At 62.0% G+C, this 24,854-nt stretch carries 27 protein-coding genes; 15 read left to right on the plus strand and 12 right to left on the minus strand.

Features of this window, described 5'->3' with window-relative positions; translation table 11 throughout:
* Positions 1-40: 40 nt before the first annotated feature.
* Positions 41-589: a TOPRIM nucleotidyl transferase/hydrolase domain-containing protein gene (locus AC6CH8_RS08615; RefSeq protein WP_498189970.1), complete on the minus strand. Its 549-nt coding sequence runs from the start codon at positions 587-589 to the stop codon at positions 41-43.
* 225 nt (positions 590-814) lie between these two features.
* Between AC6CH8_RS08615 and AC6CH8_RS08620 the strand changes: the two genes are divergently transcribed.
* The 4 genes from AC6CH8_RS08620 to AC6CH8_RS08635 are packed head-to-tail and all read left to right on the plus strand — an operon-like array spanning position 815 to position 5,237.
* Entirely contained in the window at positions 815-1,195 is a 381-nt protein-coding gene (locus AC6CH8_RS08620; protein WP_420181084.1) for a peptidase inhibitor family I36 protein, read from the plus strand.
* A gap of 25 nt (positions 1,196-1,220) precedes the next feature.
* Positions 1,221-2,108 (plus strand): hypothetical protein, encoded by an 888-nt coding sequence (locus AC6CH8_RS08625; protein ID WP_498189972.1) that lies wholly within the window; start codon positions 1,221-1,223, stop codon positions 2,106-2,108.
* The gene (locus AC6CH8_RS08630) at positions 2,095-3,279 is read left to right on the plus strand and encodes an efflux RND transporter periplasmic adaptor subunit (protein ID WP_498189974.1); all 1,185 of its coding nucleotides are present in this window, start codon (positions 2,095-2,097) and stop codon (positions 3,277-3,279) included. Before AC6CH8_RS08625 ends, AC6CH8_RS08630 begins: the two co-directional genes overlap by 14 nt.
* A 59-nt stretch (positions 3,280-3,338) precedes the next feature.
* Positions 3,339-5,237 carry an ABC transporter ATP-binding protein/permease gene (locus AC6CH8_RS08635; RefSeq protein ID WP_498189976.1) on the plus strand — a complete coding sequence of 633 codons (1,899 nt, stop codon included), beginning with the start codon at positions 3,339-3,341 and terminating at the stop codon, positions 5,235-5,237.
* 23 nt (positions 5,238-5,260) lie between these two features.
* Here the strand turns inward: AC6CH8_RS08635 and AC6CH8_RS08640 are convergent, their stop codons facing one another.
* The 3 genes from AC6CH8_RS08640 to AC6CH8_RS08650 are packed head-to-tail and all read right to left on the minus strand — an operon-like array spanning position 5,261 to position 7,980.
* Positions 5,261-6,205 carry a COX15/CtaA family protein gene (locus tag AC6CH8_RS08640; protein WP_498189978.1) on the minus strand — a complete coding sequence of 315 codons (945 nt, stop codon included), beginning with the start codon at positions 6,203-6,205 and terminating at the stop codon, positions 5,261-5,263.
* A gap of 48 nt (positions 6,206-6,253) precedes the next feature.
* Positions 6,254-7,018, minus strand: a complete 765-nt coding sequence (locus AC6CH8_RS08645; protein WP_498189979.1) for an ABC transporter permease — start codon at positions 7,016-7,018, stop codon at positions 6,254-6,256.
* A complete protein-coding gene (locus tag AC6CH8_RS08650; protein ID WP_364305088.1) occupies positions 7,015-7,980 on the minus strand; it encodes an ABC transporter ATP-binding protein in 966 nt (321 codons plus the stop codon). The genes AC6CH8_RS08645 and AC6CH8_RS08650 overlap by 4 nt, the downstream gene beginning before the upstream one ends.
* A 109-nt stretch (positions 7,981-8,089) precedes the next feature.
* On the opposite strand from AC6CH8_RS08650, the gene AC6CH8_RS08655 reads away from it, so the two are divergent.
* Genes AC6CH8_RS08655 through AC6CH8_RS08680 form a run of 6 tightly spaced genes read left to right on the plus strand, consistent with a single transcriptional unit; the run spans position 8,090 to position 13,243 of the window.
* Positions 8,090-8,911, plus strand: coding sequence for a helix-turn-helix transcriptional regulator (locus tag AC6CH8_RS08655; protein WP_420181089.1), 822 nt, complete (start codon positions 8,090-8,092; stop codon positions 8,909-8,911).
* Positions 8,911-10,374, plus strand: coding sequence for a Fe-S cluster assembly protein SufB (sufB, locus tag AC6CH8_RS08660; protein ID WP_011774792.1), 1,464 nt, complete (start codon positions 8,911-8,913; stop codon positions 10,372-10,374). The genes AC6CH8_RS08655 and sufB overlap by 1 nt, the downstream gene beginning before the upstream one ends.
* A 2-nt stretch (positions 10,375-10,376) precedes the next feature.
* Positions 10,377-11,690 carry a Fe-S cluster assembly protein SufD gene (gene sufD, locus AC6CH8_RS08665; protein ID WP_420181090.1) on the plus strand — a complete coding sequence of 438 codons (1,314 nt, stop codon included), beginning with the start codon at positions 10,377-10,379 and terminating at the stop codon, positions 11,688-11,690.
* 21 nt (positions 11,691-11,711) lie between these two features.
* Positions 11,712-12,068: a non-heme iron oxygenase ferredoxin subunit gene (locus AC6CH8_RS08670; RefSeq protein WP_091470659.1), complete on the plus strand. Its 357-nt coding sequence runs from the start codon at positions 11,712-11,714 to the stop codon at positions 12,066-12,068.
* A 43-nt stretch (positions 12,069-12,111) separates the two neighbouring features.
* Positions 12,112-12,897, plus strand: a complete 786-nt coding sequence (sufC, locus tag AC6CH8_RS08675; RefSeq protein WP_014921882.1) for a Fe-S cluster assembly ATPase SufC — start codon at positions 12,112-12,114, stop codon at positions 12,895-12,897.
* A 13-nt stretch (positions 12,898-12,910) separates the two neighbouring features.
* A complete protein-coding gene (locus AC6CH8_RS08680) occupies positions 12,911-13,243 on the plus strand; it encodes a metal-sulfur cluster assembly factor (protein ID WP_054808115.1) in 333 nt (110 codons plus the stop codon).
* Positions 13,244-13,332: 89 nt separating this feature from the next.
* Here AC6CH8_RS08680 and ypfJ read toward each other — a convergent pair whose 3' ends face one another.
* The gene (gene ypfJ / locus AC6CH8_RS08685) at positions 13,333-14,235 is read right to left on the minus strand and encodes a KPN_02809 family neutral zinc metallopeptidase (protein ID WP_498189983.1); all 903 of its coding nucleotides are present in this window, start codon (positions 14,233-14,235) and stop codon (positions 13,333-13,335) included.
* 61 nt (positions 14,236-14,296) lie between these two features.
* Between ypfJ and AC6CH8_RS08690 the strand changes: the two genes are divergently transcribed.
* Together AC6CH8_RS08690 and AC6CH8_RS08695 are read left to right on the plus strand one after the other, a co-directional pair.
* Entirely contained in the window at positions 14,297-15,688 is a 1,392-nt protein-coding gene (locus tag AC6CH8_RS08690) for a class I adenylate-forming enzyme family protein (protein WP_498189985.1), read from the plus strand.
* Positions 15,660-16,913, plus strand: a complete 1,254-nt coding sequence (locus tag AC6CH8_RS08695; RefSeq protein WP_498189986.1) for a thiolase family protein — start codon at positions 15,660-15,662, stop codon at positions 16,911-16,913. The genes AC6CH8_RS08690 and AC6CH8_RS08695 overlap by 29 nt, the downstream gene beginning before the upstream one ends.
* Here AC6CH8_RS08695 and AC6CH8_RS08700 read toward each other — a convergent pair.
* Genes AC6CH8_RS08700 through AC6CH8_RS08710 form a run of 3 tightly spaced genes read right to left on the minus strand, consistent with a single transcriptional unit; the run spans position 16,910 to position 18,927 of the window.
* Positions 16,910-17,536, minus strand: coding sequence for an energy-coupling factor transporter transmembrane component T family protein (locus AC6CH8_RS08700; protein ID WP_179016625.1), 627 nt, complete (start codon positions 17,534-17,536; stop codon positions 16,910-16,912). The two genes, AC6CH8_RS08695 and AC6CH8_RS08700, sit on opposite strands and share 4 nt — an antisense overlap.
* The gene (locus AC6CH8_RS08705; RefSeq protein ID WP_498189989.1) at positions 17,533-18,270 is read right to left on the minus strand and encodes an energy-coupling factor ABC transporter ATP-binding protein; all 738 of its coding nucleotides are present in this window, start codon (positions 18,268-18,270) and stop codon (positions 17,533-17,535) included. The genes AC6CH8_RS08700 and AC6CH8_RS08705 overlap by 4 nt, the downstream gene beginning before the upstream one ends.
* An 18-nt stretch (positions 18,271-18,288) precedes the next feature.
* A complete protein-coding gene (locus AC6CH8_RS08710) occupies positions 18,289-18,927 on the minus strand; it encodes a biotin transporter BioY (RefSeq protein WP_498189991.1) in 639 nt (212 codons plus the stop codon).
* 268 nt (positions 18,928-19,195) lie between these two features.
* Here AC6CH8_RS08710 and AC6CH8_RS08715 point away from each other — a divergent pair, with 268 nt between their 5' ends.
* The gene (locus AC6CH8_RS08715) at positions 19,196-20,794 is read left to right on the plus strand and encodes an ABC-F family ATP-binding cassette domain-containing protein (RefSeq protein WP_011774803.1); all 1,599 of its coding nucleotides are present in this window, start codon (positions 19,196-19,198) and stop codon (positions 20,792-20,794) included.
* A gap of 81 nt (positions 20,795-20,875) precedes the next feature.
* Here AC6CH8_RS08715 and AC6CH8_RS08720 read toward each other — a convergent pair whose 3' ends face one another.
* Genes AC6CH8_RS08720 through AC6CH8_RS08735 form a run of 4 tightly spaced genes read right to left on the minus strand, consistent with a single transcriptional unit; the run spans position 20,876 to position 22,980 of the window.
* Positions 20,876-21,343 (minus strand): YbaK/EbsC family protein, encoded by a 468-nt coding sequence (locus AC6CH8_RS08720; RefSeq protein WP_498189993.1) that lies wholly within the window; start codon positions 21,341-21,343, stop codon positions 20,876-20,878.
* Positions 21,344-22,210, minus strand: a complete 867-nt coding sequence (locus tag AC6CH8_RS08725; protein ID WP_498189995.1) for an SURF1 family cytochrome oxidase biogenesis protein — start codon at positions 22,208-22,210, stop codon at positions 21,344-21,346. It lies immediately after the preceding gene.
* On the minus strand, positions 22,211-22,486 hold the full coding sequence (locus AC6CH8_RS08730) for a hypothetical protein (RefSeq protein ID WP_420181097.1): 276 nt from the start codon (positions 22,484-22,486) through the stop codon (positions 22,211-22,213). It lies immediately after the preceding gene.
* Complete coding sequence (locus AC6CH8_RS08735) at positions 22,483-22,980, minus strand: DUF3099 domain-containing protein (RefSeq protein WP_178992784.1); 498 nt, start codon at positions 22,978-22,980, stop codon at positions 22,483-22,485. Before AC6CH8_RS08735 ends, AC6CH8_RS08730 begins: the two co-directional genes overlap by 4 nt.
* 153 nt (positions 22,981-23,133) lie before the next feature.
* Here AC6CH8_RS08735 and AC6CH8_RS08740 point away from each other — a divergent pair, with 153 nt between their 5' ends.
* Positions 23,134-23,859: a beta-ketoacyl-ACP reductase gene (locus tag AC6CH8_RS08740; protein WP_498189998.1), complete on the plus strand. Its 726-nt coding sequence runs from the start codon at positions 23,134-23,136 to the stop codon at positions 23,857-23,859.
* Positions 23,860-23,975: 116 nt separating this feature from the next.
* Positions 23,976-24,728 (plus strand): SDR family oxidoreductase, encoded by a 753-nt coding sequence (locus AC6CH8_RS08745; protein ID WP_498190000.1) that lies wholly within the window; start codon positions 23,976-23,978, stop codon positions 24,726-24,728.
* Positions 24,729-24,854: the final 126 nt, after the last annotated feature.

Raw genomic sequence — 24,854 nt, forward strand, 5'->3', positions numbered from 1 at the left:
TGGGCGTGGTCATCTGAAGCGAATCTCCCATCAAGCTGTCTCAGAAAACCATACGACCGCACAGTCGAGCCAGCGGAGGAGGCGCCTGTCCTTCCGGTAGCGCGTTGACAAGCAGAGGCGCGTATCGGATCTTATTCCCGCTGCGCCCCCCGAAGAACCGCCGTAACTGCCCCTCCACAGACCGGGCCCGCAACGAGGGCTGGCGTTGAAGGAGCTCAAAGGACGCGAGCTCCCCTTGGTCCGCAATGACGTCGAGCACGGCATCCACGCCAAGGCATCGGATGAGTTCGTCCTCCAAATCGGCTTTACAGACCTGGAAGCCATGGTCTTCCAGCGGGCCTGCCCCCATGCCAGCCCGCATGAGGGCACGGCCAATGCCCACGGCCTCGCCGAAATCGCAGAGACCCAACAATCGGTGGCCCGCCCCATGCGGGCCATAGCGGTCGAGGAAGCGCACGATGCTCGTGGCGCCATTCATGGGCACAACCGAAACGCGTTCCATCCTTAGGTCGTGGCCAAGCCTTTTAGCCAGCATTTCCACTGCCAGCCGGTCGCTCTCGCCCTCCACCAACACAGTCGTCTCCAGCACATGACCACTATGGCGGACAAGGGTGGCAACTCCTTTAACCAGCGCAAACCAAGAGATCAACACCTAGAAGCCGCATTGCAGCACCTAGTTTGGACCCCCTGAACACTTATCTTTTGCCTGAACGCCACCTAGATCCTCGAAAAGCAGCCTAGGTGGTGCTCAAGGCTACTTACCGTTCGAGATGGAACAGAGTTGTTCCACTTCACACGAGCATTGGGGATTCTCATGAAAAACATCCTGCGCACCGCCGGGGTGCTTGCAGTTGTTTCAGCCTCTGTATTGACCGGGGTATCTGCAGCCCAGGCCGCACCGGCGTGCTCCACCGCACGAGTATGCCTATACGACAACTACTGGTTCACGGGGACCTCCAGGTCCTTTGGCTGGGTCACGTACAACGTGGGCGTGGACGCCAATGATAAGGGGAGTTCCTTAGTAGTTGGACCTGCCGCAGATCCAGCTTCGCCTTATGTCTATTTCTATGTTGACAGCAATTTTGTTGGCCACAATGTGGTTTTTCGGGCCGGCAATGCCTCAAATGATCTGCGCGGACTCTACATGACGTCCACCCGGAACTGGGACGACGAAATCACGAGCGTCTGGGGCTAGTCTCTTGGCGTTCAAGATCCAAAGGATGCCGTCCGCGGCACTTGGCGTGCTGGCGATGCTGGTTGCTATCGCCGGCACGTCGTGCTCCAGCGAACCCGCCCGTCCGTCGGAACCCGGGCCCACCCTCAGTTTGCCTACGATTGATCGGAGCGCCGGAGCGAACGCGCGGGCCTCCCTCAATGAGATGACCGGAGAGATTGTGCTGCCCATGAGTGCCTACTGGTACTCCGACAGGGAAAACGTCATGGTCAATTCGGCGGTCGCGTTTCTCATTTTCGACTGCGTTGAAGAAGCTGGATTCACTGTGGCTCCTTGGGGAGGCGGCGGCAAGGCACTTCAGGACAGCAGGTATGGTCAGTGGTCACGTGCCTTGGCCGCAAAGAATGGTGCCCTACCGGAAATCCGGAAGATTCCTGGTGTGATGGAGGAGCAGCCGGAGCGCCCGGCACTTAGCTCCAAGCAACAAGAAGCGGAATCCCGGTGCACCAAGTCTGTAGGGCGCGCTGGCTTACCTGAACTTCTGGAGGGACTTGTCGGCGATACGTCCGTCCAGAACCAGATCTCCGACATCGCGGTGGGGCTGACAGAGCGTGACCCGGAGTTCGTTGCCTTCCGCCAGGGCTGGGAAGACTGCTTGGCAGGAAGAGGCCTGAAGCTCACTGAAGCAGGTTCCTGGAACCTGCAATCAACAGGGTCAAAAGAAGACGAAATCCGTGTTGCCCTGCTGGCTCTTGACTGCAAGGACGCGGGCGGCGGTGCCAGGAAACCCTATGACATCCTTGCTCAGTACCAAGCAGCACAGATGAAGGACCATCAGGCTGAGCTCAACGCCTTGGCAGAAGAGAAGGCGGCCGCCGTTGAACGAGCCAGGCAAATACTGAGGGACCACGGTGTGGCTGATGCACGACTCTGAGGTGACCCCGGCGGGTCGAGCCATGAGGCGCGTTCCCCGGTGGTGGCTCATTCCAGCGCTGCTGGTGATGGTGTTGGCAGGACTGGGCGCCGCTTACTGGACTGGTGCCAGCAGCGTTGCCAGCGCAGGGCCCTCGTCGTCAACGCCCGCGGTAATCCCTGTTTCGGCAACCGTGGAGCGTCGCGCGGTCATCAAACAGGTGGTGCTCTCCGGCAAGGTCGTGGCAGGTGCACAACACGCGATCAAAGCGAGTTCCACTGAAGGTATTGACAGGCTGGTTTTGACGGCAACCGCCAAAACGGTGGGAAGCGTGGTGGTTCCAGGTGAACTGCTGGCCGCCGTGTCCGGGAGGCCGTTACTCGTACTCCCCAGCGGCGTGCCCCTGTACCGCGATATCGAACTGGGTGATTCGGGCCCCGACGTCGCGGCGTTGCACGGCGCATTGGCTGGCTTTGGCTACGCCGTTTCTTCGGCGGATACCTTCGAAACCGGCACGCAACGCGCCTTGATCGACTGGTACAAGGCAGCCGGTTACGAAGCCCCAACCTCAACACCTTCGCCGAAAGCGACTAAACCAGGGGACGTGGACTCCCACCCCCTTTCGACCAAGCAGGCCCCCGACGCGGTGGTTTTTCGGTGGAAGGAATTCGTTCAAGTTCCCGGAGACACGGGGACAATCGCCGCCATGGCCGGCAACGGATCGGTTCTCGGTGAGGATGGCATCGTTGCCCAGGTAAAGATTGCTGACGACTCCATTGTTGCCCGGGCGGACGTTGTCCAGTCCGAGAGTTTTCCCGTGGGTGGGGCCGTTACTGTTCGCGCCGGCTCCGCAGTCCTCGAAACCAAGGTAGGGCTTGTCAGCCACTTTTTGGAGGGTGACCAAAGCAAGAACGAAATCCCCGGAAAGGACATCACGTTTGCCGTGCCACCCGGAACGCAAGGATTCGCCGCGGACCAGTCCGTGACTGTAACTGCTGGCAGCGCCGCCGCGGAGTCCTTGGCCGTACCCCTGATCGCGGTTCGCCAGGAGGAAGGTGTCCCTTACGTGCTGCTGGAAAAGAACGGTGAGCCGCGGCGGGTGAACGTAAAGGTCATGGCACAGGCGGACGGGTGGGCGGCCATTGCCGACGTGGAGGGGTTGGCTCCAGGCGACGAGGTCAAGTTGCAATGACTTCACACTGGCATGTCCCGGAAGCGACCGATCCGCCACCACACCGTCCGATACTTAGCATGCGGGACGTCCGGCGAGACTTTTCCGGCGCGCCCGCCCTGGCCGGTTTGCGCCTCGACATCCATCAGGGCGAGTTCGTGGCTATCGTTGGCCCCTCCGGCTCGGGAAAGTCGACGCTTCTCAACGTCCTCGGCCTTTTGGACACAGCTTCGGCAGGAACGTACTCGGTGCAGGGTACGGACGTGTCGGGCCTCAGCGAGCGACAGAGAGCCGAGCTGCGCGCCAGTCTCTTCGGTTTCGTCTTCCAGGACTCGCACATGGTGGGACGCGATGCTGCCGCGCGCAATGCCGTCCTCGGACTGCGTGCAAGGGGGATTGCCCTGTCCGTCCAAAAGCGACTAGTGATGCCCGCACTTCACAAGTTTGGCCTTGCGCATAAGGCGGCCACCCCCGCTTCCTTGCTCTCCGGCGGCGAACGACAGCGGCTGGCAATTGCACGTGCCGTCATCGGAGCCCCGGGAATCGTGCTCGCTGATGAACCGACAGGCAGCCTGGACACCGTCAATGGCGGGCTGGTCCTGGTCCATCTCCGCGAGCTTCACGCCACAGGAACCACCGTCGTCCTGGTCACCCATGACCCAGGCATCGCTGCTGCTGCTGATCGTGTCATCACAATGCGGGACGGGCTGATCGTGGGTGACACCGGCTCCGCTACGGTCCACAGCGACGCGCCATTAGCACCAGGCGACAGTTCCGCTTCCTATCACCTTGCCCGGCGCATCCACCATGAAGCTGCAGACGTGGTTGCGGATGCGTTGTCTGCGCTGACGGTCCGCCCGGCCAAGGCCCTTCTGCTGGTACTGGCATTCCTGCTGGGGAGCGGCGGGCTTGTAGCCGCCATGGGGCTGAGCGAGAGTGCAGCCGTCAAGGTGTCCGCAAGGATCGACGCAGCCGCCAGCGACGAAGTGCGGGCTACGCGTGACGGCGGATACGCCTCGTGGGACGCCGTGGCAGTGGATCTTCAGCGGTCAAAGGAGCTCTCCAGCGTCCTCGAAGCCGGAGTTCTTGCTGAGCTATCGGCGTCGATAGTCCAGCCCTCGACCTTCCGCCCTGGGTCCTATCCCGAACAGCCTGTCTTCACCGGAGCTGTCCGGGTGGCTGATTCGGCCTATCTCCGACTCCAAGGGGCCACCATTTCCTTCGGCGATGCCAGCCTGCTTGATCAATCTTTCGGTGGCCCGGTCGCGGTCCTTGGTCAGGATGCCGCCATCCAACTGGGTATCGCAAGGCCAGGTCCCGGCGTTGTCATCTGGCTGTATGGTGAGCCGGTTCCGGTGGTGGGCATCATCGAGAATCCGGGGAGGGATCCGATGCTTCCAGGGTCGGTGGTAGTGGGAGTCGGTTCATATCCCGTGACCAGCAGAGTCGCAGCCAGCCTGGTCTTACGGACAGATCCGGGCATGCCGGCGGCCATCGCGGAGGCGCTGCCTAAGAAGCTGAGTCCCGCTGAGACAGGCGCCGTGACGGTGCAGACCGTGGCCGACCTACGGGACCTCAAGCACGGGATTGACGCTGATCTGGGGAGGCTGGTGGGCATTGTCTCCATTGTGCTCCTGGCCATCGCCTGTTTGAGTGCCGGAACCACGATGTACCTCGGTGTCCTGGCCCGGTCGAGCGAAATAGCCCTTCGACTGGCACTGGGCATGCGGAGGGGACCACTGGCTGGGATGTTCCTGCTGGAAGGCGCCGTGGTGGGAGTGTTAGGCGGCACTGCCGGAGCGGCAGTGGGCATGGGGGCAGTCCTGTTATACGCGTCCACTGAAGGTTGGGCGGCCGTGATCCCTTGGTATGCAGCGCTGTGGGGAATCGGAGCCGGGCTGGCCAGCGGAACCCTGTCCGCGCTGTACCCGGCCCTGGTGGCTTCGCGATCCAACCCCGCCCAGCTCATCCGGGCATAGAACGAGCCCGGGCATAGAAAAAGCTAGTTGGCGGGGCTGTGTTTCGCCAGGTCGGCGGCGTTGGTGGCCGCACTCATCAGCACGGCCGCGCCGAACATGTGTGCACCAACCAGGAGAGCAGGGATTCCGTTGTAGTACTGGGTGAAGCCGATGACAGCCTGCAGCAATGTGACACCCAGCAGAAGATACGACGCCGATCGGAACGGCCCGCGGATCTTGTGCCGGACCACCAGGTACACCGCGAAGAGCGTTCCGGCAGTGATGAGGTACGCAGGGACCGCGTGGATGTGCGAGAAGAGGTCCCAGTCGAGGTCGTTGCGGGGAGCATCTGCATCTCCGGCGTGGGGTCCGGCTCCTGTAACTACGACTCCCAGCATGACAGAGAGCGCGGAGAAAACTGCGACAGCAAGCATCACGGGGCGAGCAAGCGGGGGGAGGTCCGGGAGGGTGCGGTTCATGAAGCGGCCGGTCCGCCCGTAAGCCCGGTTGACCAGCAGCGTGGCAAAAACCACCAAGGCCATGGACACGAGGAAGTGCAGGCCAACAACCCAGGGGTTGAGGCCGGACAGTACGGTGATTCCACCGATCACTGCCTGTGCCGGGATGCTGGCAAGGAGACCCAATGCAAGCATGAAGAGGTCGCGGCGTTCCTTGCGGAGGTTCCACAAGTACACCAACATCATGGCGGCCACTGCGGCGAGGGCGAAGGTGAGCAGGCGGTTGCCGAATTCAATGAACCCGTGAATGCCCATCTCCGGCGTGTTGACCAACGAATCGCTGGTGCAGCGCGGCCACGTCGGGCAACCCAGGCCGGAAGCTGTGAGTCGTACGGCACCACCGGTTACCACCAGAACGGTCTGCCCAATGAGCGACAACAATGCCAGGCGGCTCACGGCCTTGTTGACCTCGGTTGGCAACTTGGAGGTCAATCGCTGGACGGTTTTTGGTAGGCGCGATGCCGTGCTCACAGTTTTCTCACTTCTCAGTTCTGCGTGGGTGGTTGGTGCCTGGACGGGTCAGTTCCATTTGAACCAGCGGATGGCCGCGGCGCCGGCCAGTATGGTCCACAGGAGGAGGACTGCTACGGCGGGGAAGGGAACAGCGCCCAACAGGAAGGCGTCCCGAAGTGCTTGGCCCAGGGCCCCGGAGGGAAGGAATTGAACGATCCCCTGAAGCAACGACGGCAATCGCTCAGCAGGCACCACAATGCCGCCCAATGCCCCGAGGAGGATCCACAGCAGGTTGGTAATCGCCAGGGTAGCTTCCGGCCGCACGGTGCCCGCCACCAGCAAGCCCAAGGCGGTGAAGGCAGCAGCGCCAAGAACCAGAAGCCCCGCGCCGGGAAGCCAGGCCTCGAGCCGAGGTTGCCATCCCAGCAGTCCGGCAACAGCACCGACTACCAGTACTTGAAGGAACAGGACCACCAGCACGGCTAGAATCTTGCCCGCGATGAGCCCGCCCCTGCCAAGGGGAGTAGTGGACAGGAAGCGGAGTACTCCGTAGCGGCGATCAAAACCGGTGGCGATGCCCTGGCCGGTGAAAGCCGTGGACATGGCGCACAGCGCCAGAATCCCGGGCGTGGCCACGTCCACGCGGGAACCGCCGAGGCCGTCAAGTAGCGGGGTAACAACCAAGCCCACGAGGGCCATCAGGGGCAGGACGACAGCGAGGATGAGTTGCTCACCGTTCCGCAGCATGGTGATGGTTTCGTAGCGGCCCTGCTGCATGATCCTGCGCGGCAGGGATGCCGGTCCGGCGTTGGGGGAGAGGAGCTTGCTCATCGGAGGTCCCTTCCGGAAATGTCCAGGAACACGTCTTCCAGGCTACGTGCTTCCAACCGCAGCGAGGCGGGCATGATGTTCCGTTCGGCCCACCATGCCGTCAATGATGCAAGGTCCTTGGGCGTGATGGCACCGGTGATTGAGTAACTCCCGGAGCGGGTTTCGGTGATCTGCAGGCCCGCACCGACAGCACCGTTGAAATTTAGTCCTCCGGGGGCATCGAAGTAGAGCGTCCGATCCGTGATGGCCGAGTCTGCGGCGTGATCGTGCCGGAGCAGCTCGGCTACCGTTCCCTCCACCACGTTGTGACCGCCGTCGATGATGTATACGTAGTCGGCCAGGCGCTCAGCGTCATCCATCAGGTGCGTTGTCAGCACGATGCCCATCCCGGCGTCCCTCAGTTCGGCAATGAGCTCGAAAACCATTTGCCGCGACTGCGGATCCAGCCCTGCGCTGGGTTCGTCGAGAAACAGGATTTCAGGATTGCCCACGAGGGCGGCCGCTAGTGCCAGCCGCTGCTTCTGGCCCCCGGAAAGACGGCGCACGCTGGTCCTGCTGAACTGGCTGATTCCCAGCCGTTCCACCAGGGCGTCAACGTTCATGGGCTTTTGGTACATGCCAGCGACGTGCCGCAACAGCGGGATGGGACGGGCCGACGGCGGGAGGCCGCCGTCCTGGAGCATCACACCTACACGGGACCTCAGGTCGGCACCTGCCGTGTCGGGGTCCGCTCCCAGCAGGGAAATACGTCCACCCGTCCGCTTTTGCAGGCCTTGGGCGCACTCCAGGGTGGTGGTTTTACCAGCGCCGTTCGCCCCCAACAGGGCGGTTACTTGGCCGCGTTCGGCCACAAGGGACAGCCCACTGACCACCCTGAGCATTTTGCCGTCAAGGGAGGCCAGGGGGCCTACATCCTTAATGAGTCCATCTATAGTGAGGACAGGGGAATCGGGGGATCGCACCAGAGTATTCTACGGGAAGTAGTACGGTCACACTTGGCGGCTGGCTAAGGTCAGTCTTGCCTTACTGGATGCATGAAACAAATTACGACATGATTGTGTTGTGTATTCCATGAGCAGTCCAACTTCCATGCCCGCAACGCGGCATGCTGCAGCGGCAGAGGCCATCGGTGCTTCTCCTGTGCTGCCGGACGCGGATGACCGTACACGGGACCGGGTCCTGAGCGCTGTACTGGAGAACGGTCCGGTAAGTGCCGCGGAGCTGGGCGACCTTCTTGGCTTCACACCCGCTGCAGTTCGACGTCACCTTGACCATCTGGAACGCAGCGGGGTTATCGAAGTTAAACGAGTAGCCAAAGCCGGTTCCGGCGCAGGCCGCCCGGCGCGCCGCTACGTCCTCAGCTCACAGGGGCAGTCCAAGCTCGGCGACGACTACCTGAATATTGCCAGCTCCGCGCTAAGGCGCCTTCAGGAACTTGCCGGCGAGGACGCAGTCCGGGAGTACGCGGAGGAACGCTTCTCGGACATGGAACGCCGCTACGCCCCCGAGGTGGAAGCCGCCGGTGATGACATCACGGCCCGCGCCATGGCACTGTCAAAGGCCCTCAGTCGTGATGGCTTTGTTGCCTCAGCCCACTCCATCGAAGCCAAGGCGCCACTGCCGGCAGCGTTGTCCAGTGTCCAGCTTTGCCAAGGCCACTGCCCGATTCAGCGGCTAGCCGCAGAGTTTCCCGTGTTCTGCGACACGGAGACCAAGGTCTTCTCGCGCTTGGTGGGTGTCGATGTCCGGCGCCTCTCCACGCTCGCGCAGGGCGGACACGTCTGCACCACCCACATACCTACCGGGCGCCCGGCTGCCACGGCATCCCCAGATGTCGCAGAGCAGCCCGGGAACCCGTACCAGGAATCAAACAACCAGCAAGAAAGGCCGTGATGACGGACCAAATAGCAGAGAAAGCGGTAGCTGACGGCACTGTGATCTCGGAGATTCTGGAGAAGAATCCCGAACTGCACGGTATCGGAAACTACGAGTACGGCTGGGCCGACAAGAACGACGTAGGCGCCAACGCCCGTCGTGGCCTCAACGAGGAGGTCGTCCGCGACATTTCCTCGAAGAAGAACGAGCCCGAATGGATGCTCGATCTGCGGCTCAAGGGCCTTAAGTACTTCGACCGCAAGCCCATGCCTACCTGGGGTGCAGACCTCTCGGGCATCGACTTCGACAACATCAAGTACTTCGTGCGCTCCACCGAGAAGCAGGCGGCAACGTGGGAAGACCTTCCGGAAGACATCCGGAACACCTACGAAAAGCTCGGCATCCCGGAAGCTGAGCGCAGCCGCCTGGTTTCCGGCGTCGCAGCCCAGTATGAGTCCGAGGTCGTCTACCACCAGATCCGCGAGGACCTGGAAGCCCAGGGCGTCATCTTCCTGGACACTGACACCGCCCTGCGGGAGCACCCGGAGATCTTCCAGGAGTACTTCGGCACCATCATCCCGGTGGGCGACAACAAGTTCGCGTCACTGAACACGGCCGTATGGTCCGGCGGATCCTTCGTGTACGTGCCCAAGGGCGTGCACGTTGACATCCCCCTCCAGGCATACTTCCGTATCAACACGGAAAACATGGGCCAGTTCGAGCGCACGCTGATCATCGCCGATGAGGACTCCTACGTTCACTACATCGAAGGCTGCACGGCTCCGATCTACACCTCGGACTCGCTGCACTCGGCTGTTGTGGAGATCATCGTGAAGAAGGGCGCCCGCGTCCGCTACACCACCATCCAGAACTGGTCCACCAACGTGTACAACCTGGTTACCAAGCGCGCCATCTGCGAAGAGGGCGCCACCATGGAGTGGATCGATGGCAATATCGGTTCCAAGGTGACCATGAAGTACCCGGCCGTCTACCTCGTTGGCGAGCACGCCAAGGGCGAGACGCTGTCCATCGCTTTCGCCGGCGAGGGCCAGCACCAGGACACCGGCTCCAAGATGGTCCACATCGCACCGAACACCAAGAGCTCCATCATTTCCAAGTCCGTGGCCCGCGGCGGCGGACGCGCTGCGTACCGCGGCCTGGTACAGGTCCGTGAAGGCGCCAAGCACTCGGCCAACACCGTTCGTTGTGACGCCCTCCTGGTGGACACCATTTCCCGTTCGGACACGTACCCGTACATCGACATCCGCGAGGATGACGTTGTGATGGGCCACGAGGCCACCGTTTCACGCGTCAGCGAAGAGCAGCTCTTCTATCTGATGTCCCGCGGCATGCCTGAGGACGAGGCCATGGCCATGATCGTGCGCGGCTTCATCGAGCCGATCGCGCGTGAATTGCCCATGGAATACGCTCTTGAGCTGAACCGCCTGATTGAACTGCAGATGGAAGGGTCCGTCGGTTAACAATGACTGATATCACTACTGAAAAGGCGCGCATTGGCGCGCCCTCGGCCCAGCCGTTTATCAACGGCTTCACCGAGGAAGGCGAGAACCTTTCGCCCGTCAACACCGGAACGAACACCAGCACGACGTCGGAGCAGCCTTCCGCTGGTCCGCTCGCCGGTGCTTCGGCCAAGAGCCACTCGCATGGTGGCGGCGTAGGGATTCCGGACAGCTCCCGTGCGGGTCGTCTCACCTCTTACAAGATGGCGGACTTCAAGCCGCTTAACGGCCTCGAGGAAGACTGGCGGTTCACGCCGCTGAAGCGCCTCCGTGGCCTCCACACCGAAGTCCTCAATGGCGCAGCTCCGGCTGTGAGCGTCACTGCACCGGCCGGCGTCGTTGTTGAAACCGTTGGCCGCGATGACAAGCGCATTGGCCAGGCGGCCATCCCGGAGGACCTCGTGTCTGCCAACGCGTGGGAGAACTTCGCCGAGGCCACTGTCGTCACGGTGCCCGCCGAGCTGCAGGCCGAGAGTGAAGTTTCTGTCCTGATTACCGGCGCTGGGGAGGCACCGTCTGCCCAGCACATCGTGATTGTGGCAGAACGCTTCTCCAAGGCCGTTGTGGTTCTGGACCACCAGGGTTCCGCCGTTGTGTCCGAAAACGTGGAAATCATCGTTGAAGACGGCGCTGAACTGACCGTCGTGTCCTTGCAGGAATGGGCGGATAACGCTGTCCACGCGTCATCGCAGCAGGCAAAGATCGGCCGCGATGCCAAGTTCAAGCACATCGTGGTCAGCCTTGGCGGCGACCTCGTGCGCGTTACGCCGTCCACGCGCTTCACCGCGCCGGGTGCCGACGTCGAAATGTTCGGCCTGTACTTCGCAGACGCCGGACAGCACCTTGAGCAGCGGCTGTTCGTTGACCACGCAGTGGCCAACTGCAAGTCGCGGGTGCTCTACAAGGGCGCCCTTCAGGGCCGCAACGCCCACAGCGTATGGGTCGGCGACGTCCTGATCCGCAAGGAAGCCGAAGGCACGGATACTTACGAGGCCAACCGTAACCTGGTCCTCACCGATGGTGCCCGTGCGGACTCAGTTCCGAACCTCGAAATCGAAACCGGTTTGATTGAAGGTGCCGGCCACGCCAGCGCCACCGGCCGTTTTGATGACGAGCACCTGTTCTACCTCATGGCCCGTGGCATTCCGGAAAAGGTTGCACGCCGCCTGGTGGTCCGAGGCTTCCTCAACGAGATCATCCAGCAGATCAAGGTCCCGGCAATCGAAGAGCGCCTGACCGCAGCTGTTGAGCGCGAACTCGCCGCGACCGACAACTAAGACAGGCCAGGCAGAACAACAATGAGTGAAGAAACCAAGGGCGAACTGGTATGCAACGCCAATGACATCCAGGTCAAGCAAGCGCTGCGCGTCCTGATTGATGACTACCCCGTAGCCATCGTCAGGGACTCGATGGGCGACATCCACGCCATCGCCGATACCTGCTCGCACGCGGACATCTCGTTGTCCGAAGGTGAGGTTGAAGGCTGCGCGATTGAATGCTGGGGACATGGTTCCCAGTTCGACCTCCGCAGCGGACAGCCCCTCCAGCTGCCTGCTTACGACCCCGTCCCCGTTTTCGCCGTCACCATCGACGGAGACGACGTTTACGTGGACGTGACCAACGTTGTGAACGGCGCCTCGGTAGATCACTACTGAGCGCCCAGTACCGCCAGACTTACGAACGGAAAGAAAGAAGAGCATGTCAACTCTTGAAATCAAGGACCTGCACGTCAGCATCGAGACGGAGCAGGGCACCAAGGAGATCCTGAAGGGCGTCAGCCTCACCATCAAGACCGGTGAAACGCACGCCATCATGGGCCCCAACGGCTCGGGCAAGTCCACGCTTGCCTCCACCATCGCCGGCCACCCGCGCTACAACGTCACCAGCGGCACCATCACGCTGGATGGCGAAGACGTGCTGGAAATGAGCGTGGACGAGCGCGCCCGTGCAGGCGTCTTCCTGGCCATGCAGTACCCGGTAGAGGTTCCCGGCGTCACCATGACCAACTTCCTGCGGACCGCCAAAACGGCGATCGACGGCGAAGCACCGGCCCTGCGCACTTGGACCAAGGACGTCAAGGCAGCCATGCAGCAGCTCCGTATCGACGCCGACTTCGCACAGCGCAACGTCAACGAAGGCTTCTCCGGTGGTGAGAAGAAGCGCGTTGAAATCCTTCAGCTCGAACTCTTCAAGCCGAAGTTCGCCATCCTTGACGAGACCGACTCCGGCCTGGACGTCGACGCTTTGAAGGTTGTCTCCGAGGGCGTTAACCGCGCGCACGAAGAGGGCAACATGGGCACCCTGCTCATCACCCACTACACCCGTATCCTGCGCTACATCAAGCCGGACTTCGTTCACGTGTTCGTTGACGGCAAGGTTGTTGAAGAGGGCGGACCCGAGCTCGCCGACCGTCTTGAAGATGAGGGCTACGACCGCTATGCTCCAGGCGCAGGCGTTGCCGTTGCTCCTGCTGTGCAGGCCTAGTTAGGATCGTTCCATGACCGAAATCAACACGGCGCGAACCAGTCTCGAGGACGTCGAAGAAGCGCTCAAGGACGTTATTGACCCGGAACTCGGAGTCAACATTGTGGACCTGGGCCTTCTCTACGGGCTCAAGTACTCCGACGAAGACGGCGCACTCCTGATCGACATGACGCTGACCACGGCGGCTTGCCCGCTGACGGACGTGCTTGAAGAGCAGGTGGGCAAGTCCCTCGACGGCGTGGTTGATGATTGGCGCCTGAACTGGGTATGGATGCCGCCATGGGGTCCCGAGCGGATCACCGACGACGGCAAGGACCAGATGCGGGCCCTCGGCTTCAACATCTGATCAGCAGTTTTCGCTCGCTTCGGCGGGCACAAGGAAGGGTTCCGGGCGGCAAGCCCGGAACCCTTCCTTATTTCATGTCGTCAAATGCACTACGGCGCAGCCACCCCAAAGGTGTCGCACTTGTTGATATCGCCCGTGGTGTATCCCTGATAGAACCACTTCTGCCGCTGCTCACTGGACCCGTGGGTCCAGGATTCAGGAGACACCCTGCCGGTAGCCGCCTCCTGGATCCGGTCATCACCAACGGCGGAAGCGGCCGAGAGCGCATCCTGCAGGTCCTGCTGGGTCAGGGGATCAAGGAAGGGCTTGCCGCTGGCGTCCGTTTGGGTGGTGGCGTGCCGCACCCAAAGTCCCGCATAACAATCAGCCTGGAGCTCCACCCTGACGGCGCCGGACTGGGGACCTTGTGGGTCCTGCTGGGCTTGGTCAAGGTTACCGAGGACATTCTGGACGTGGTGACCAAATTCGTGGGCCACGACATACTCCTGTGCCAGGGGACCTCCTGAGGAGCCGAACCGGGTTACCAGGTCATCAAAGAATCCAGGATCAAAGTATGCGGTGGTGTCCGCAGGGCAGTAGAACGGACCCACGGCACTTGTGGCCGAACCGCAACCGGTGTTTGTGGCTTGGCTAAAAATGACGGTCTTGGGACGGGGATACTGCACGTTGTAGTCAGCAAGGTAGGCAGGCCAAAAGGCATTGAGGCTGTTCACTGTCCCTGTGATCCGGCAGTCCAGCCGTTTGTCCGCATCGGCGCCTGTCTGGCATTCCTGGACACCTCCGGCCCCGCCACCACTTTCGACGGCGGGTGGCTGGCTTCCGCTACCTGTCAGGTCCCCGAGGATGTTGGGATTGATACCGAAAAGTGCAAGCAACAGCACCACTATTCCACCGCCGATGCCACCGCCGATCTTGGTGCCGCGGCCCATGCCGCCGCCACGTCGGTCTTCTACTTGCGAGGGGTCAAGCTGCGCGCCGTCATTGAAACTCATACAGTCAGAATAGACGTCACTTTTGGTGCCCGGGGCCGAACACTGCCGTAAAATTGTGTGGATGCCTTTCCTGGACAAACTTCAGCTCTGGGCCGAAGAGCGCCCCCACGACACCGCCGTCGTTGTGGGCAGCAGCCGGCTCACCTGGGCGGGACTTCGCGACGCTGCAGCAGGGCTGCTGGGCGACACGACTGCCACTACTGTTCTTGCCGAGCCCAACTCCGTGCGCTTTGTTGAGCGCTACGCGGCCGCGGTGGCGGGGGAGCGTCGCTGTGCGGTGCTGGATCCCGAATGGCCGCTTCCCATGATCGAGGAAGTTTCATCACGCGTTGTCGGGACCACCACCACCATTGATGCCGGGTTGGTAGACGGAAACCCGTCAAGTACCTTCCTCATCGGTCTCACGTCCGGCACTACTTCGGTTCCCAAAGCGTTCACCAGGTCGCGTCGTTCCTGGCAAGTGTCGTTCGAAGCGTCCATCGAATTTTTTGGCCTTACGCAGGACGATTGCACCCTGGCGCCGGGGCCCCTGTCGGCCAGCCTGAACCTGTATGCCCTCTCGGAATGCCTGTACGCGGGGGCCGCGTTCCACACGCTTGAGTCGTTCGACGTCGGCGACGCCCATGCTGCCATCAGTCACGACGGAATCACCCGGCTGGTCCTGGCACCTACGGCGCTGCGTCTACTCAGCGAACGGGGACTCGCCGGCGACGTTGATGCTTCCGGCATCCGTAGCATCATTTGCGCGGGTTCCAAGTTGGACGCCCGGACCTTGGAGGCGGCCCGGCGGTGGGCGCCCCATGCGGCCATTTATGAGTACTACGGTGCCTCCGAGTTGAGCTTTGTTTCCGGCACCCGCCTTGCCGCTGGTGAACCACTGGACGCCGGTGGCACCGGCATTGGCTTGCCTTTCCCGGGTGTTGACCTGAGCATCCTCGATGACACCGGCAGACCCGTGCCGGACGGCGAACACGGCAATATCAGCGTTCGCAGCGGAATGGTCAGCAACGGCTACCTTTGGGGAGACGATGGCCAAGCCCTGCGGTGCCTTGACGGCTGGTACACCGTGGGGGATCAGGGCTTCCTGGAAAACGGCACCCTTCACATTCTCGGCCGCCGCTCGGACATGATTATCACCTCTGGAAAGAACGTCTACCCGCATGAGGTTGAGCTTGCAGTTGCCTCCGTGCCCGGCGTGGACGTTGCGATTGCCGCCGGGGCACCTGACGATATCCGCGGCCAAAAGGTGATTGCCGGCGTCGTGCCTGCCTATGGTGCGGTCACCGCCACGCAGCTGCGCACGGGCCTGGATGGTCTGCTGGCACGGGATAAATGGCCGTTGCAGTACTACTTATTGGCGGAGTTGCCCATGACTGACCGGGGCAAGGTCAGCAGGAAAGTCCTGCTGGACTGGATCAAGAATCATGACCCCCGGGCACAGCCCCTTGGGTAACGGCAGCCCTTTGGCTAGCGGCAAGCCTGGCGTCGAAGTGTTGCAACACGGGTTCAACGAATCCCGGCAACCCGTCATCATCGCCGCGCTCCGGTCTCCGATTTGTCGCGCCAACGGGCAACTGAAGCATCTCCGCGCGCCGGATCTCCTGGCACCCGTGTTGGGTTCTCTTCTGCAGCAAATAAATGCGGAACCTGCTGATGTGGATGATGTCATCATCGGAAACGCCGTGGGCGGGGGAGGGAATGTGGCCCGGTTTGCCGCACTCCAGGCCGGCTTGCCCGTCACCGTACCGGGCCTTATCGTTGATCGGCAGTGCGGTTCAGGCCTGGACGCCATTGCGCTGGCGTCACGGCTGGTGGCTGCGGGGGGTGATCCGCTGTACCTTGCCGGCGGCGTTGAGAGCATCAGTACCGCACCGGCCAGGGCCAACAGAACCGACGACGGCGAACTGGAGTTTTACTCAAGGGCCAGCTTTGTGCCTCCGCAGTTCGGCGACCCTGACATGGGTGTTGCGGCGGAGAACGTGGCCCGCGCGTTTGGCGTGACCCGGGAGAAACAGGACGAGTACGCACTCCGGAGCCATCGCCGCGCGGTTGAGGCGGCAAGTGCGGGCTCCTTTGCGGATGAGATCGTTCCGCTCAAGAGCAACGAAAATCTGGTGGATTTCGATGACGGCCCCAAAGCAACCCTGCGGGCGCCGCTGATGTCGAGGTTCCCTGCTGCGTTCGTACCGGATGGAACGGTCACGGCGGCCAACTCCTGCTTCGACGCAGACGCAGCCTCAGCGGTGGTCATAACGTCACTCGAGCGGGCCCGCGAGATGGGAGCCTCGGACGGACTATTGGTACTGGGGTGCGACACGGCGGGGGTTGATCCGGAACTCCTTGGTATCGGAGCAGCCCACGCCGCCGAACGCCTCCTAAGCCGCCACGACGTGGCCGCAGGAGACCTTGACCTGATTGAGTTCAACGAGGCGTTCGCCTCCCAAACGATTGCATGCCTGGATTACTTAGGCGTAGATCCTGAGCGAGCCAACCTGGACGGCGGCGCCCTGGCTTTGGGCCACGGCTACGGTGCCTCGGGAGCGGTCCTGGTGACGCGGTTGATGGCCCAGGCACGGGGCCGCTATGCAACGGATGGAGAGACTCCGTTGGCGTTGGCAATGATCAGCATTGCAGGCGGCATGGGAACCGCAGCACTGCTGCAGTACACCAGGTTTTAGTCCCTTTCCGGTTCGCCCAGTCCGCGGGCTGCCAACGCGTCGCCGGTTTGACGGGCGTACGCCACAGTAGTGATGAAGACAGGAAGGACCAGTGCGCGGGGATTGCGTTCAAGGCCGCGTGCCCGGGCGGAGTCCCGTACGTCCGAGAAAGTGCCCGCAATGAACGGAATGCTCCGCAGCATTACTGCGATGGTCAAGGCGAATCGTTCAGGATCGGCACCGAAACGCCGGAACGGTTTTGCCAAGGCCACCACCCCGTCCAGCAGCGCCTGCACGGGGGTGGTGGCTGTCAGCACGGACGCTGCCACCACACAAATAAGCACATTCAGTACGATGCGTGCTGCGGTGGGTCCACCGAGTTGCCACCACTGGAAGAGACCGATGACCAGCAGGATGGGCGTAACCATCCAGATGGCCCTCAGAAGTCGGCGGAGGCCGGCGCCGGTCAGGAGGAACAAGCCGCACATGATGGCGAAGACCACAAGGGATACGGTCCAATCCACAATGAGGAAAGACGCCGTTCCGCAGGCGGCTACCACCAGAAATTTCAGCCATAGGGGAGTTCGGTGGATGATCGAGTTTCCGCGAACGTAATTTGCAATCAGGAATCCATGGCCCCTCACTTCGACACATCACCTAAGGGGCTGCTGGGCAGGGCAGCCGCGCACAGCGCACGGTAACGTGCGACGCCCTCGGCAGCATCGCCGTCGAATACGATTCGTCCGGACTCCACCACCAGCACCCGGTCCATGTCGAGCGCGAGGTCGAGATCGTGCGTGGACATGATCACCTGTTGGTCCAGTTCGGCTACGGTACGCCGCAGGAGTTCACGGTTCCGGAGGTCCAGGAGGGTGGACGGTTCGTCAAGGACCAGAACGGCCGGATCAACAGCCAGGACTGCAGCCAGTGCCAACAACTGCCTTTCACCACCGGAAAGTTCGTAGATGCTTTGATCGGCAAGGTGCAGCAATCCGAAACGATCCAGTACTGTTTCTGCCCGCGCTGCCCGCTCCTTGGAGTTTTTGATGGAACGGCGCAGGGAGAGCTCAACGTCCTCCCGCCCCGTTGGCATCACCAACTGGGACAGGGGATCAGTGAAGACGAAGCCCACATTGCCGCGAACGCGACGGACGTCGACGACGCTGTCGCCGCCGTGGACCACAACAGTGCCTTCGCTCGGGACAACCAAACCGTTCAGGAGGCGGAGAAGGGTGGATTTCCCGGATCCGTTAGCGCCGATCACCCCGATCCTGCGCTCGGTCAAGTCCAGGGAAATGTCCTGCAGCAACGTCTTGGGCACGTCGCTTCCATCAACCGGGACGCGCACCGAGACACTGCTGAAACTGATGGAGTTCATCTACTGATTGTTCCTGCTTTATTTGACCCGACGCACCAGGACGTCCGGGAAAGCCTTGTGAATCGCCATGGCGATGATCACAGCCAGGACGTTCTTGAGGACGTCACCGGGCACGAACGGGAAGTCTGCGAGGAGCGCCTTTGTGAAGTCCAATTTGGCATTGACCATCATTCCAAGGATGCCCAGCGCGTGGATGACCACGATGCTGCTTACCATTGCCGCGGCGAAGAGCCACAGCGCACGGAACTTAACCGTCCGACGGATGACGACCCCCGCAAGGTATCCGGTTGCCGCTGCGGCCAGGGGGAACGCAATGATGTAACCGGCGGAGGGCGTCGCGAGAATCCCCAGTCCGCTACGGCCGCCGCCGAAGATCGGCAGCCCGGCGAAGCCGAGCAGCACATAGAGCCCGACGGCGGCGAACCCGCGCCCGGCGCCCAGCACCAGCCCGCTGAGCATCACCGTCAGGGTCACCAAGGTGATGGGAACGCCAAGGGCGCCTACCGGAATGCCGGGGACGATCGCGGAGGCGGCGACGAGGGCAGCGAAAACGGCGATGAGGCCGAGGTCGGTGGCGGTCCAGCGTTTACGGGAGGATGCGGTGCGTTGCACTGTTGCGTCGGAAGTGGCAGCAGTGTCAGGTTGGGTCTGGCTCATGACGGTCCTATCGGGTGCGGTGCAATGAAAGTTGTTTCCCCTGATGTCGAGGGTACGGAGGGACGGGGGGCGGTATTTTGGAGCCTTCCCACAAAGTCTTTCGGGAATTGTTTGGCCGTTGGCACAGTTTTCTCTTTCGAGGGCCGATGTCAGCCTGCGGCCGGGGTACCGGTAGACTTGAACAGGCTGTTCTCACGGCCACATCCCGCCGCACTTATCGGACCCACCGGTCCCCGCGAGCGTTCCCCATTGAAAGGCATCACCCGAATTGATTACCGTCCAGGACCTCGAACTCCGCGCCGGCGCACGCCTGCTCATGGACCAGGTCAACTTCAGGGTGGACAAAGGGGACAAGATTGGTCTCGTCGGACGCAACGGCGCCGGCAAGACAACCCTCACCCGGGTCCTTGCCGGCGAAGGCCTTCCGGCAGGCGGCAAAGTCACCCGCAGCGGTGAGATCGGCTACCTGCCGCAGGACCCGCGGACGCCGGACATGGAGCAGCTTGCCCGGGACCGTATCCTTTCCGCCCGCGGCTTGGACGTCGTGGTAGGCAAGCTCAAGAAGGCCCATGAGGACATGGCAAGCGATGATGCGGCCGTGCAGCGCAAAGCCATGAACCGCTACGATCGCCTCGAAGCTGAGTTCCTCTCGGGTGGCGGCTACGCTGCTGAAGCCGAAGCCGCTGCGATCTCCTCCAACCTCGCCCTGCCGGATCGGCTCCTCAACCAGCCGTTGAAGACCCTCTCAGGTGGCCAGCGGCGCCGTGTCGAGTTGGCACGCATCCTTTACTCGGACGCGGAAACCCTGCTCCTCGACGAGCCCACCAACCACCTTGACGCCGACTCCATTACTTGGCTGCGCGACTTCCTGAAGAACCACCAAGGCGGCTTGATCGTGATCAGTCACGACACGGACCTGCTCGAAGCAACGGTGAACAAGGTCTTCCTGTTGGATGCCAACCGCGCACAGATCGACTTCTACAACATGGACTGGAAGCGCTACTTGCTGCAGCGCGAAACGGATGAGCGCGCCCGGAAGCGCGAACGCGCCAATGCCGAAAAGAAGGCGCAGGTCCTGATCGACCAAGCCAACAAGATGCGCGCCAAGGCCACCAAGGCCGTGGCTGCCCAGAACATGGCCAAGCGCGCCGAGAGGCTCCTCAGTGGATTGGAGGCCGTGCGCGAAAACGACCGCGTGGCCGCCTTGCGTTTCCCGGATCCCTCACCATGCGGCAAGACCCCGCTGACGGCGGAGGGGCTGAGCAAGTCCTATGGCTCATTGGAAATTTTCACGGATGTAGACCTGGCCATTGATCGCGGTTCCAAGGTGGTCATCCTTGGCCTTAACGGTGCCGGCAAGACCACCCTTCTGCGCATGCTGGCCGGTGTTGATAAGCCCGACACTGGCGACATCATCCCCGGGCACGGCCTCAAGGTGGGCTACTACGCCCAGGAGCATGAAACGCTCGACGTCGACCGCACGGTCCTGGAAAATATGCGGTCTTCAGCCCCGGACATGAAAGACGCCGAAGTCCGAGGCATCCTGGGTTCATTCCTGTTCTCCGGCGACGACGTCGACAAGCCCGCAGGCGTACTTTCCGGCGGTGAGAAGACCCGCTTGGCCTTGGCCACAATCGTGGCCTCCAGCGCGAATGTGCTGCTCCTTGATGAGCCCACCAACAACCTGGACCCTGCCAGTCGCGCCGAAATCCTGGGGGCGCTCAAGAACTATAGCGGCGCCGTCGTCATGGTCAGTCACGACGAAGGTGCCGTGTCGGCACTGAACCCGGAGCGCGTTGTGTTGCTCCCCGACGGCGTTGAAGACCACTGGAACGAAGACTACCTGGACCTCATTACTCTGGCGTAAGCCCTGGGGCGGGCCGCCAGCGGAGCGTTTGGTTGCGTTCCGCTGCGCGCTCCGCTCGCGGGCTTGTCGCCTTCGCGCTGCCTAGCGGACCTGCAGGGGTTCCGCTGCGGTGATGCGTGCCAGCTCTTCGTACGTGATGGAGAACATCGAGTTGTGATCTCCTGCGCCGGCCCAGAGGACCGGGCGCGTTTGGAGTGAGACGTCCAGAATCGTGCGGAGCTTCTTCGGATGGCCCACGGGCGCGACTCCGCCTACTTCCTGGCCGGTGTGCGCCAGCACGAAATCCGGTGTGGCGCGGCGGATCTTGCCTGTGCCCAAGTGATCCGCCACGAGCCCCGTGTCCACCCTCGCCGCACCACTGGCAAGGATGAGCAAAGGTGCGCCGTTGAGCTCGAAGACCAGGCTGTTGGTGATCGCGGCCACCTCGCATCCCAGGACCAATGCAGCGGCGGCCGCCGTCGGGACCTTGTCCTCGAAAATCCGAACCGTGTCCTGAGCGCCGGCCGCGGTCAGGGCTGACTTTACGTTGAGTACGGGATCCGGAATCACTCAGTAGCCTTGTGCATCCAGGATGGCGTCTTCCTCTTCTTCGGACGTGCGCCGCCTGTTTTTACGGGGAGCAGGGGTGCGCTGCTTGGGTGTGCCACCGGCGGCGAGGATTTGTTCGTCCTCTTCCTCTTCAGCATCGATTGCCGCATTCCGGGCTTGTTGCCGCGCAGCGTATCCGAACCCGATAAACATCAGCACGCCAAAGGCGAACCACTGCAAAGAGTAGGAAAGGTGCGTTCCTTCTTCGGTGGCAGGCTTGGGGAAGGGCGTGGGCATCGGCTGCACTGCGGGGGCTTCGCTGGCCAGTTGCCCGTACGCCCCGGTGGCGATGGGGTAGGGAAGTTCACTGGCGAATCCGGCCAGGTCAATGGAGGCCAGCTGACCGTCCACCGCGCCCCGATCCAGCTTGGGTTCGGCGGGCTTTAGCCGCGCTACCACTGTCACCTCGCCAGTGGGAGGAGCCGGAATGACGTCAGGACGGCCTGGCGTGTTGTTTCCGATCGGCAGCCAACCCCGGTCGATCACCACGGCTTCGCCTGTGGTCAGCCGAAAAGGAACCACGACGTCGTAACCTGGCTGGCCGTTCAGCGGCCGGTTCCGCACAACCCGCTGACCATCGACGTCGTAGCTCCCACGCAATTCAACCTGGGTCCATTCCCGCTCGGGGTCCAGGGCGTCGAACTGCTCTTTAATCTCCGTGTAGGGAATGGGAGTTGCCGAGTAGTTGCTCACCACGCGATTGATCTCGGCCAGCGTTTCAGCCCTGCGGTCCATCTGCCAGCGGCCCAGGAAAACGCAGGCTGTGGCGAAGATGACAGCCAGCACGAAGTATCCCAGCCACTTGCTGGAGAAGAGGAAACGATACATTCAGCCGGCCCCATTTGCTGCTTCTTGACTGGCCGTGAACGGCACAGTTTCTTTCCACAGGCCACGCGTCTGCAGGTAGTCCTCCAGCCAGTCCCGGTGGTCACCGCACGATAACCACACCTTGCGTCGATCCGGCGTGTGGATGCGGGGATTGTTCCAAAGGAGTTGCCATTGGGCGCCGGCTCTGCAGCCTTTACGGGAGCACAAAGCCGGACCCGTGGCACGTTCGGACTCCTGGCTGGCCCCACCCGGGCCGCCAAGATTGAAGATATTCATGAAGCCGCCCGTTCGTCGCCGGGATGCCCGGCCTCGCTTGCATGGCCCGTTGCGGGGCCCGCTTGTTTGCTTGGTGGTTCGTCGTCCACCAGTTCTCCTTGAAGCACTGTCGGCCCGTCCGCAGGAGCTTCTTCCGGCTCCGGGGAACGTTCGATCTCAGGAACGGCCACGTAATCCAGCAGGGACTCGCTGTGGTCCTCCGCTTTGTCGTTGCCATTTGCTATGACCACAGCAATCCAAGGCAGGAACACGGCACCAGCGATGGCGATGATCTTGAACCAGCCGTCAACCACGAAAATCAGGATGATACAGACCATGCGGATGCCCATGGCCACCGCATACTTAATCATGCGGTCACGCATGTCTTCGGAGTGTGCGGCCGCGGCATCGGTGATGCTGTGGACCTCGGGGTCGCTGGAAACAGCGTCCGGTTCCCCGGGCACTTGCTGCAGGGGACTGTTTTCTCGTGTCACAACTGAATCATCACGCTCCAAAGGCCTCTCTCAATTCTCTCACCAAGGCTGTAACCGCCCAAACCGCGCTGGTTGCCGGTTACCCGGGGGTTGCAGCGGGCTGCGGATAGGATCGAATCAGGAAAATCCCTCTTCATAGCGGCAAAAGAATGCCGCGGAACCTGGAGCGAAAGCATGTCTGAAGCAGTATCCACCGGCCGCAGTGTCCTCATTACCGGCGGCAACCGGGGCATCGGCCTCGCCATCGCCGAATCGTTCCTTGCCAACGGTGACAAGGTGGCCGTCACCTACCGCAGTGAAACAGAACTGCCTGAGGGCATCCTGGGCGTCAAGGCCGACGTCACGGACGAGACATCAATCGACGCTGCCTTCAAGATCGTCGAAGAGGCGCACGGACCTGTGGAAGTGCTGGTAGCCAATGCCGGAATCACCAAGGACACGCTACTGCTGCGGATGAGCGAGGAAGACTTCACGTCAGTTCTCGACACCAACCTGACCGGAGCCTTCCGTGTGATCAAGAGGGCGTCCAAGGGCATGATCCGCCTGCGGAAGGGCCGCGTTGTGCTCATCTCCTCGGTGTCGGGCCTCTACGGCGCACCTGGCCAAATCAACTACTCCGCTTCCAAGGCCGGCATGGTGGGCATCGCACGCTCCCTGACCCGCGAACTTGGCAGCCGCGGCATTACCGCGAATGTTGTTGCGCCCGGCTTCATCAACACCGATATGACGGCCGAACTGCCCGAAGACACCCAGAAGTCCTACTTGTCCAACGTTCCTGCGGGACGCTTCGCCGAGGCGTCCGAGGTAGCCAACGTGGTGCGGTGGGTTGCCAGCGACGAAGCCGCGTACATCTCCGGCGCCGTGATCCCGGTTGATGGCGGCCTCGGGATGGGCCACTAGGAAACTAGCCTGCACGGCTGTTTTTGTCCGGGGTCAACAACGGATTTCCTTCGTGCCGCTGGCATGATGGAATCCGAACCCACGGAATTTGGATGAAGTGAACAAAAGGAGCACGAATGGGAACGCTGGATAACAAGACCGCCATCGTCACGGGGTCTTCCCGGGGAATCGGCGCCGAAGTTGCCAAGATCCTCGCGGGTGAGGGTGCCGCCGTCGTCGTCAACTACCGTCAGAAGGCGCCGCGTGCCAACAAGGTAGTGGCAGAGATCCAGGCAGCAGGCGGACGCGCGGCTGCAGTTGGGGCAGACCTCACCACTGACGAAGGCGTGCACGCACTGGCAAGCAGCGCCATGGAGGAGTTCGGTTCCCTCGATGTCTTGGTACTTAACGCCTCCGGCGGCATGGAATCGGGCATGGAAGAGGGGTACGCACTCAAGCTGAACCGCGATGCCCAGGTGAATATGCTCAACGCAGCCGTTCCGCTTATGCCCGAGGGTTCGCGCGTGGTTTTCGTCACCAGCCATCAGGCGCACTTTGTGGAAACCGTGCCCACCATGCCCGAGTACGAGCCCGTTGCCAAGAGCAAGCGTGCCGGTGAGGACGCCCTGCGCGCCCTCCTGCCCAACCTTGCGGACAAGGGCATCTCACTTGTGGTCGTATCCGGCGACATGATCGAAGGCACCGTGACTGCCACCTTGCTGGATCGCTCCAACCCGGGAGCCATTGAAGCCCGTCGAGCGGAAGCCGGCAGGCTGTACTCTGTGGAGGAGTTCGCGGCCGAGGTTGCGAAGATGGTGACCGCCGATGTGGAATCCGGCCATACCGAATACGTGGGTGGTGCAGACTACTTCGGTAAGACTGCCGAATAGCCAGCGCATCAAATCGTCAGCGGCCCGGGACCAACGTCCCGGGCCGCTGCTGTTTAACAGCTGCCCCTCTCTGCAAATAACAGTTCAATAAATTATTCAGCATTTCGCGTCACGAAATAGCAATTG

The organism is Paenarthrobacter sp. GQ52, from assembly GCF_059759005.1.

What these genes read in the sequence shown, in the direction of transcription:
- AC6CH8_RS08620 (WP_420181084.1), top strand. Translation starts at nt 815, where the DNA reads ATGAAAAACATCCTGCGCACCGCCGGGGTGCTTGCAGTTGTTTCAGCC.
- AC6CH8_RS08625 (WP_498189972.1), top strand. Translation starts at nt 1,221, where the DNA reads ATGCCGTCCGCGGCACTTGGCGTGCTGGCGATGCTGGTTGCTATCGCC.
- AC6CH8_RS08630 (WP_498189974.1), top strand. Translation starts at nt 2,095, where the DNA reads ATGCACGACTCTGAGGTGACCCCGGCGGGTCGAGCCATGAGGCGCGTT.
- AC6CH8_RS08635 (WP_498189976.1), top strand. Translation starts at nt 3,339, where the DNA reads ATGCGGGACGTCCGGCGAGACTTTTCCGGCGCGCCCGCCCTGGCCGGT.
- AC6CH8_RS08645 (WP_498189979.1), bottom strand. Translation starts at nt 7,018, where the DNA reads ATGAGCAAGCTCCTCTCCCCCAACGCCGGACCGGCATCCCTGCCGCGC.
- AC6CH8_RS08655 (WP_420181089.1), top strand. Translation starts at nt 8,090, where the DNA reads ATGAGCAGTCCAACTTCCATGCCCGCAACGCGGCATGCTGCAGCGGCA.
- sufB (WP_011774792.1), top strand. Translation starts at nt 8,911, where the DNA reads ATGACGGACCAAATAGCAGAGAAAGCGGTAGCTGACGGCACTGTGATC.
- sufD (WP_420181090.1), top strand. Translation starts at nt 10,377, where the DNA reads ATGACTGATATCACTACTGAAAAGGCGCGCATTGGCGCGCCCTCGGCC.
- AC6CH8_RS08670 (WP_091470659.1), top strand. Translation starts at nt 11,712, where the DNA reads ATGAGTGAAGAAACCAAGGGCGAACTGGTATGCAACGCCAATGACATC.
- sufC (WP_014921882.1), top strand. Translation starts at nt 12,112, where the DNA reads ATGTCAACTCTTGAAATCAAGGACCTGCACGTCAGCATCGAGACGGAG.
- AC6CH8_RS08680 (WP_054808115.1), top strand. Translation starts at nt 12,911, where the DNA reads ATGACCGAAATCAACACGGCGCGAACCAGTCTCGAGGACGTCGAAGAA.
- ypfJ (WP_498189983.1), bottom strand. Translation starts at nt 14,235, where the DNA reads ATGAGTTTCAATGACGGCGCGCAGCTTGACCCCTCGCAAGTAGAAGAC.
- AC6CH8_RS08690 (WP_498189985.1), top strand. Translation starts at nt 14,297, where the DNA reads ATGCCTTTCCTGGACAAACTTCAGCTCTGGGCCGAAGAGCGCCCCCAC.
- AC6CH8_RS08695 (WP_498189986.1), top strand. Translation starts at nt 15,660, where the DNA reads ATGACCCCCGGGCACAGCCCCTTGGGTAACGGCAGCCCTTTGGCTAGC.
- AC6CH8_RS08705 (WP_498189989.1), bottom strand. Translation starts at nt 18,270, where the DNA reads ATGAACTCCATCAGTTTCAGCAGTGTCTCGGTGCGCGTCCCGGTTGAT.
- AC6CH8_RS08710 (WP_498189991.1), bottom strand. Translation starts at nt 18,927, where the DNA reads ATGAGCCAGACCCAACCTGACACTGCTGCCACTTCCGACGCAACAGTG.
- AC6CH8_RS08725 (WP_498189995.1), bottom strand. Translation starts at nt 22,210, where the DNA reads ATGTATCGTTTCCTCTTCTCCAGCAAGTGGCTGGGATACTTCGTGCTG.
- AC6CH8_RS08730 (WP_420181097.1), bottom strand. Translation starts at nt 22,486, where the DNA reads ATGAATATCTTCAATCTTGGCGGCCCGGGTGGGGCCAGCCAGGAGTCC.
- AC6CH8_RS08740 (WP_498189998.1), top strand. Translation starts at nt 23,134, where the DNA reads ATGTCTGAAGCAGTATCCACCGGCCGCAGTGTCCTCATTACCGGCGGC.
- AC6CH8_RS08745 (WP_498190000.1), top strand. Translation starts at nt 23,976, where the DNA reads ATGGGAACGCTGGATAACAAGACCGCCATCGTCACGGGGTCTTCCCGG.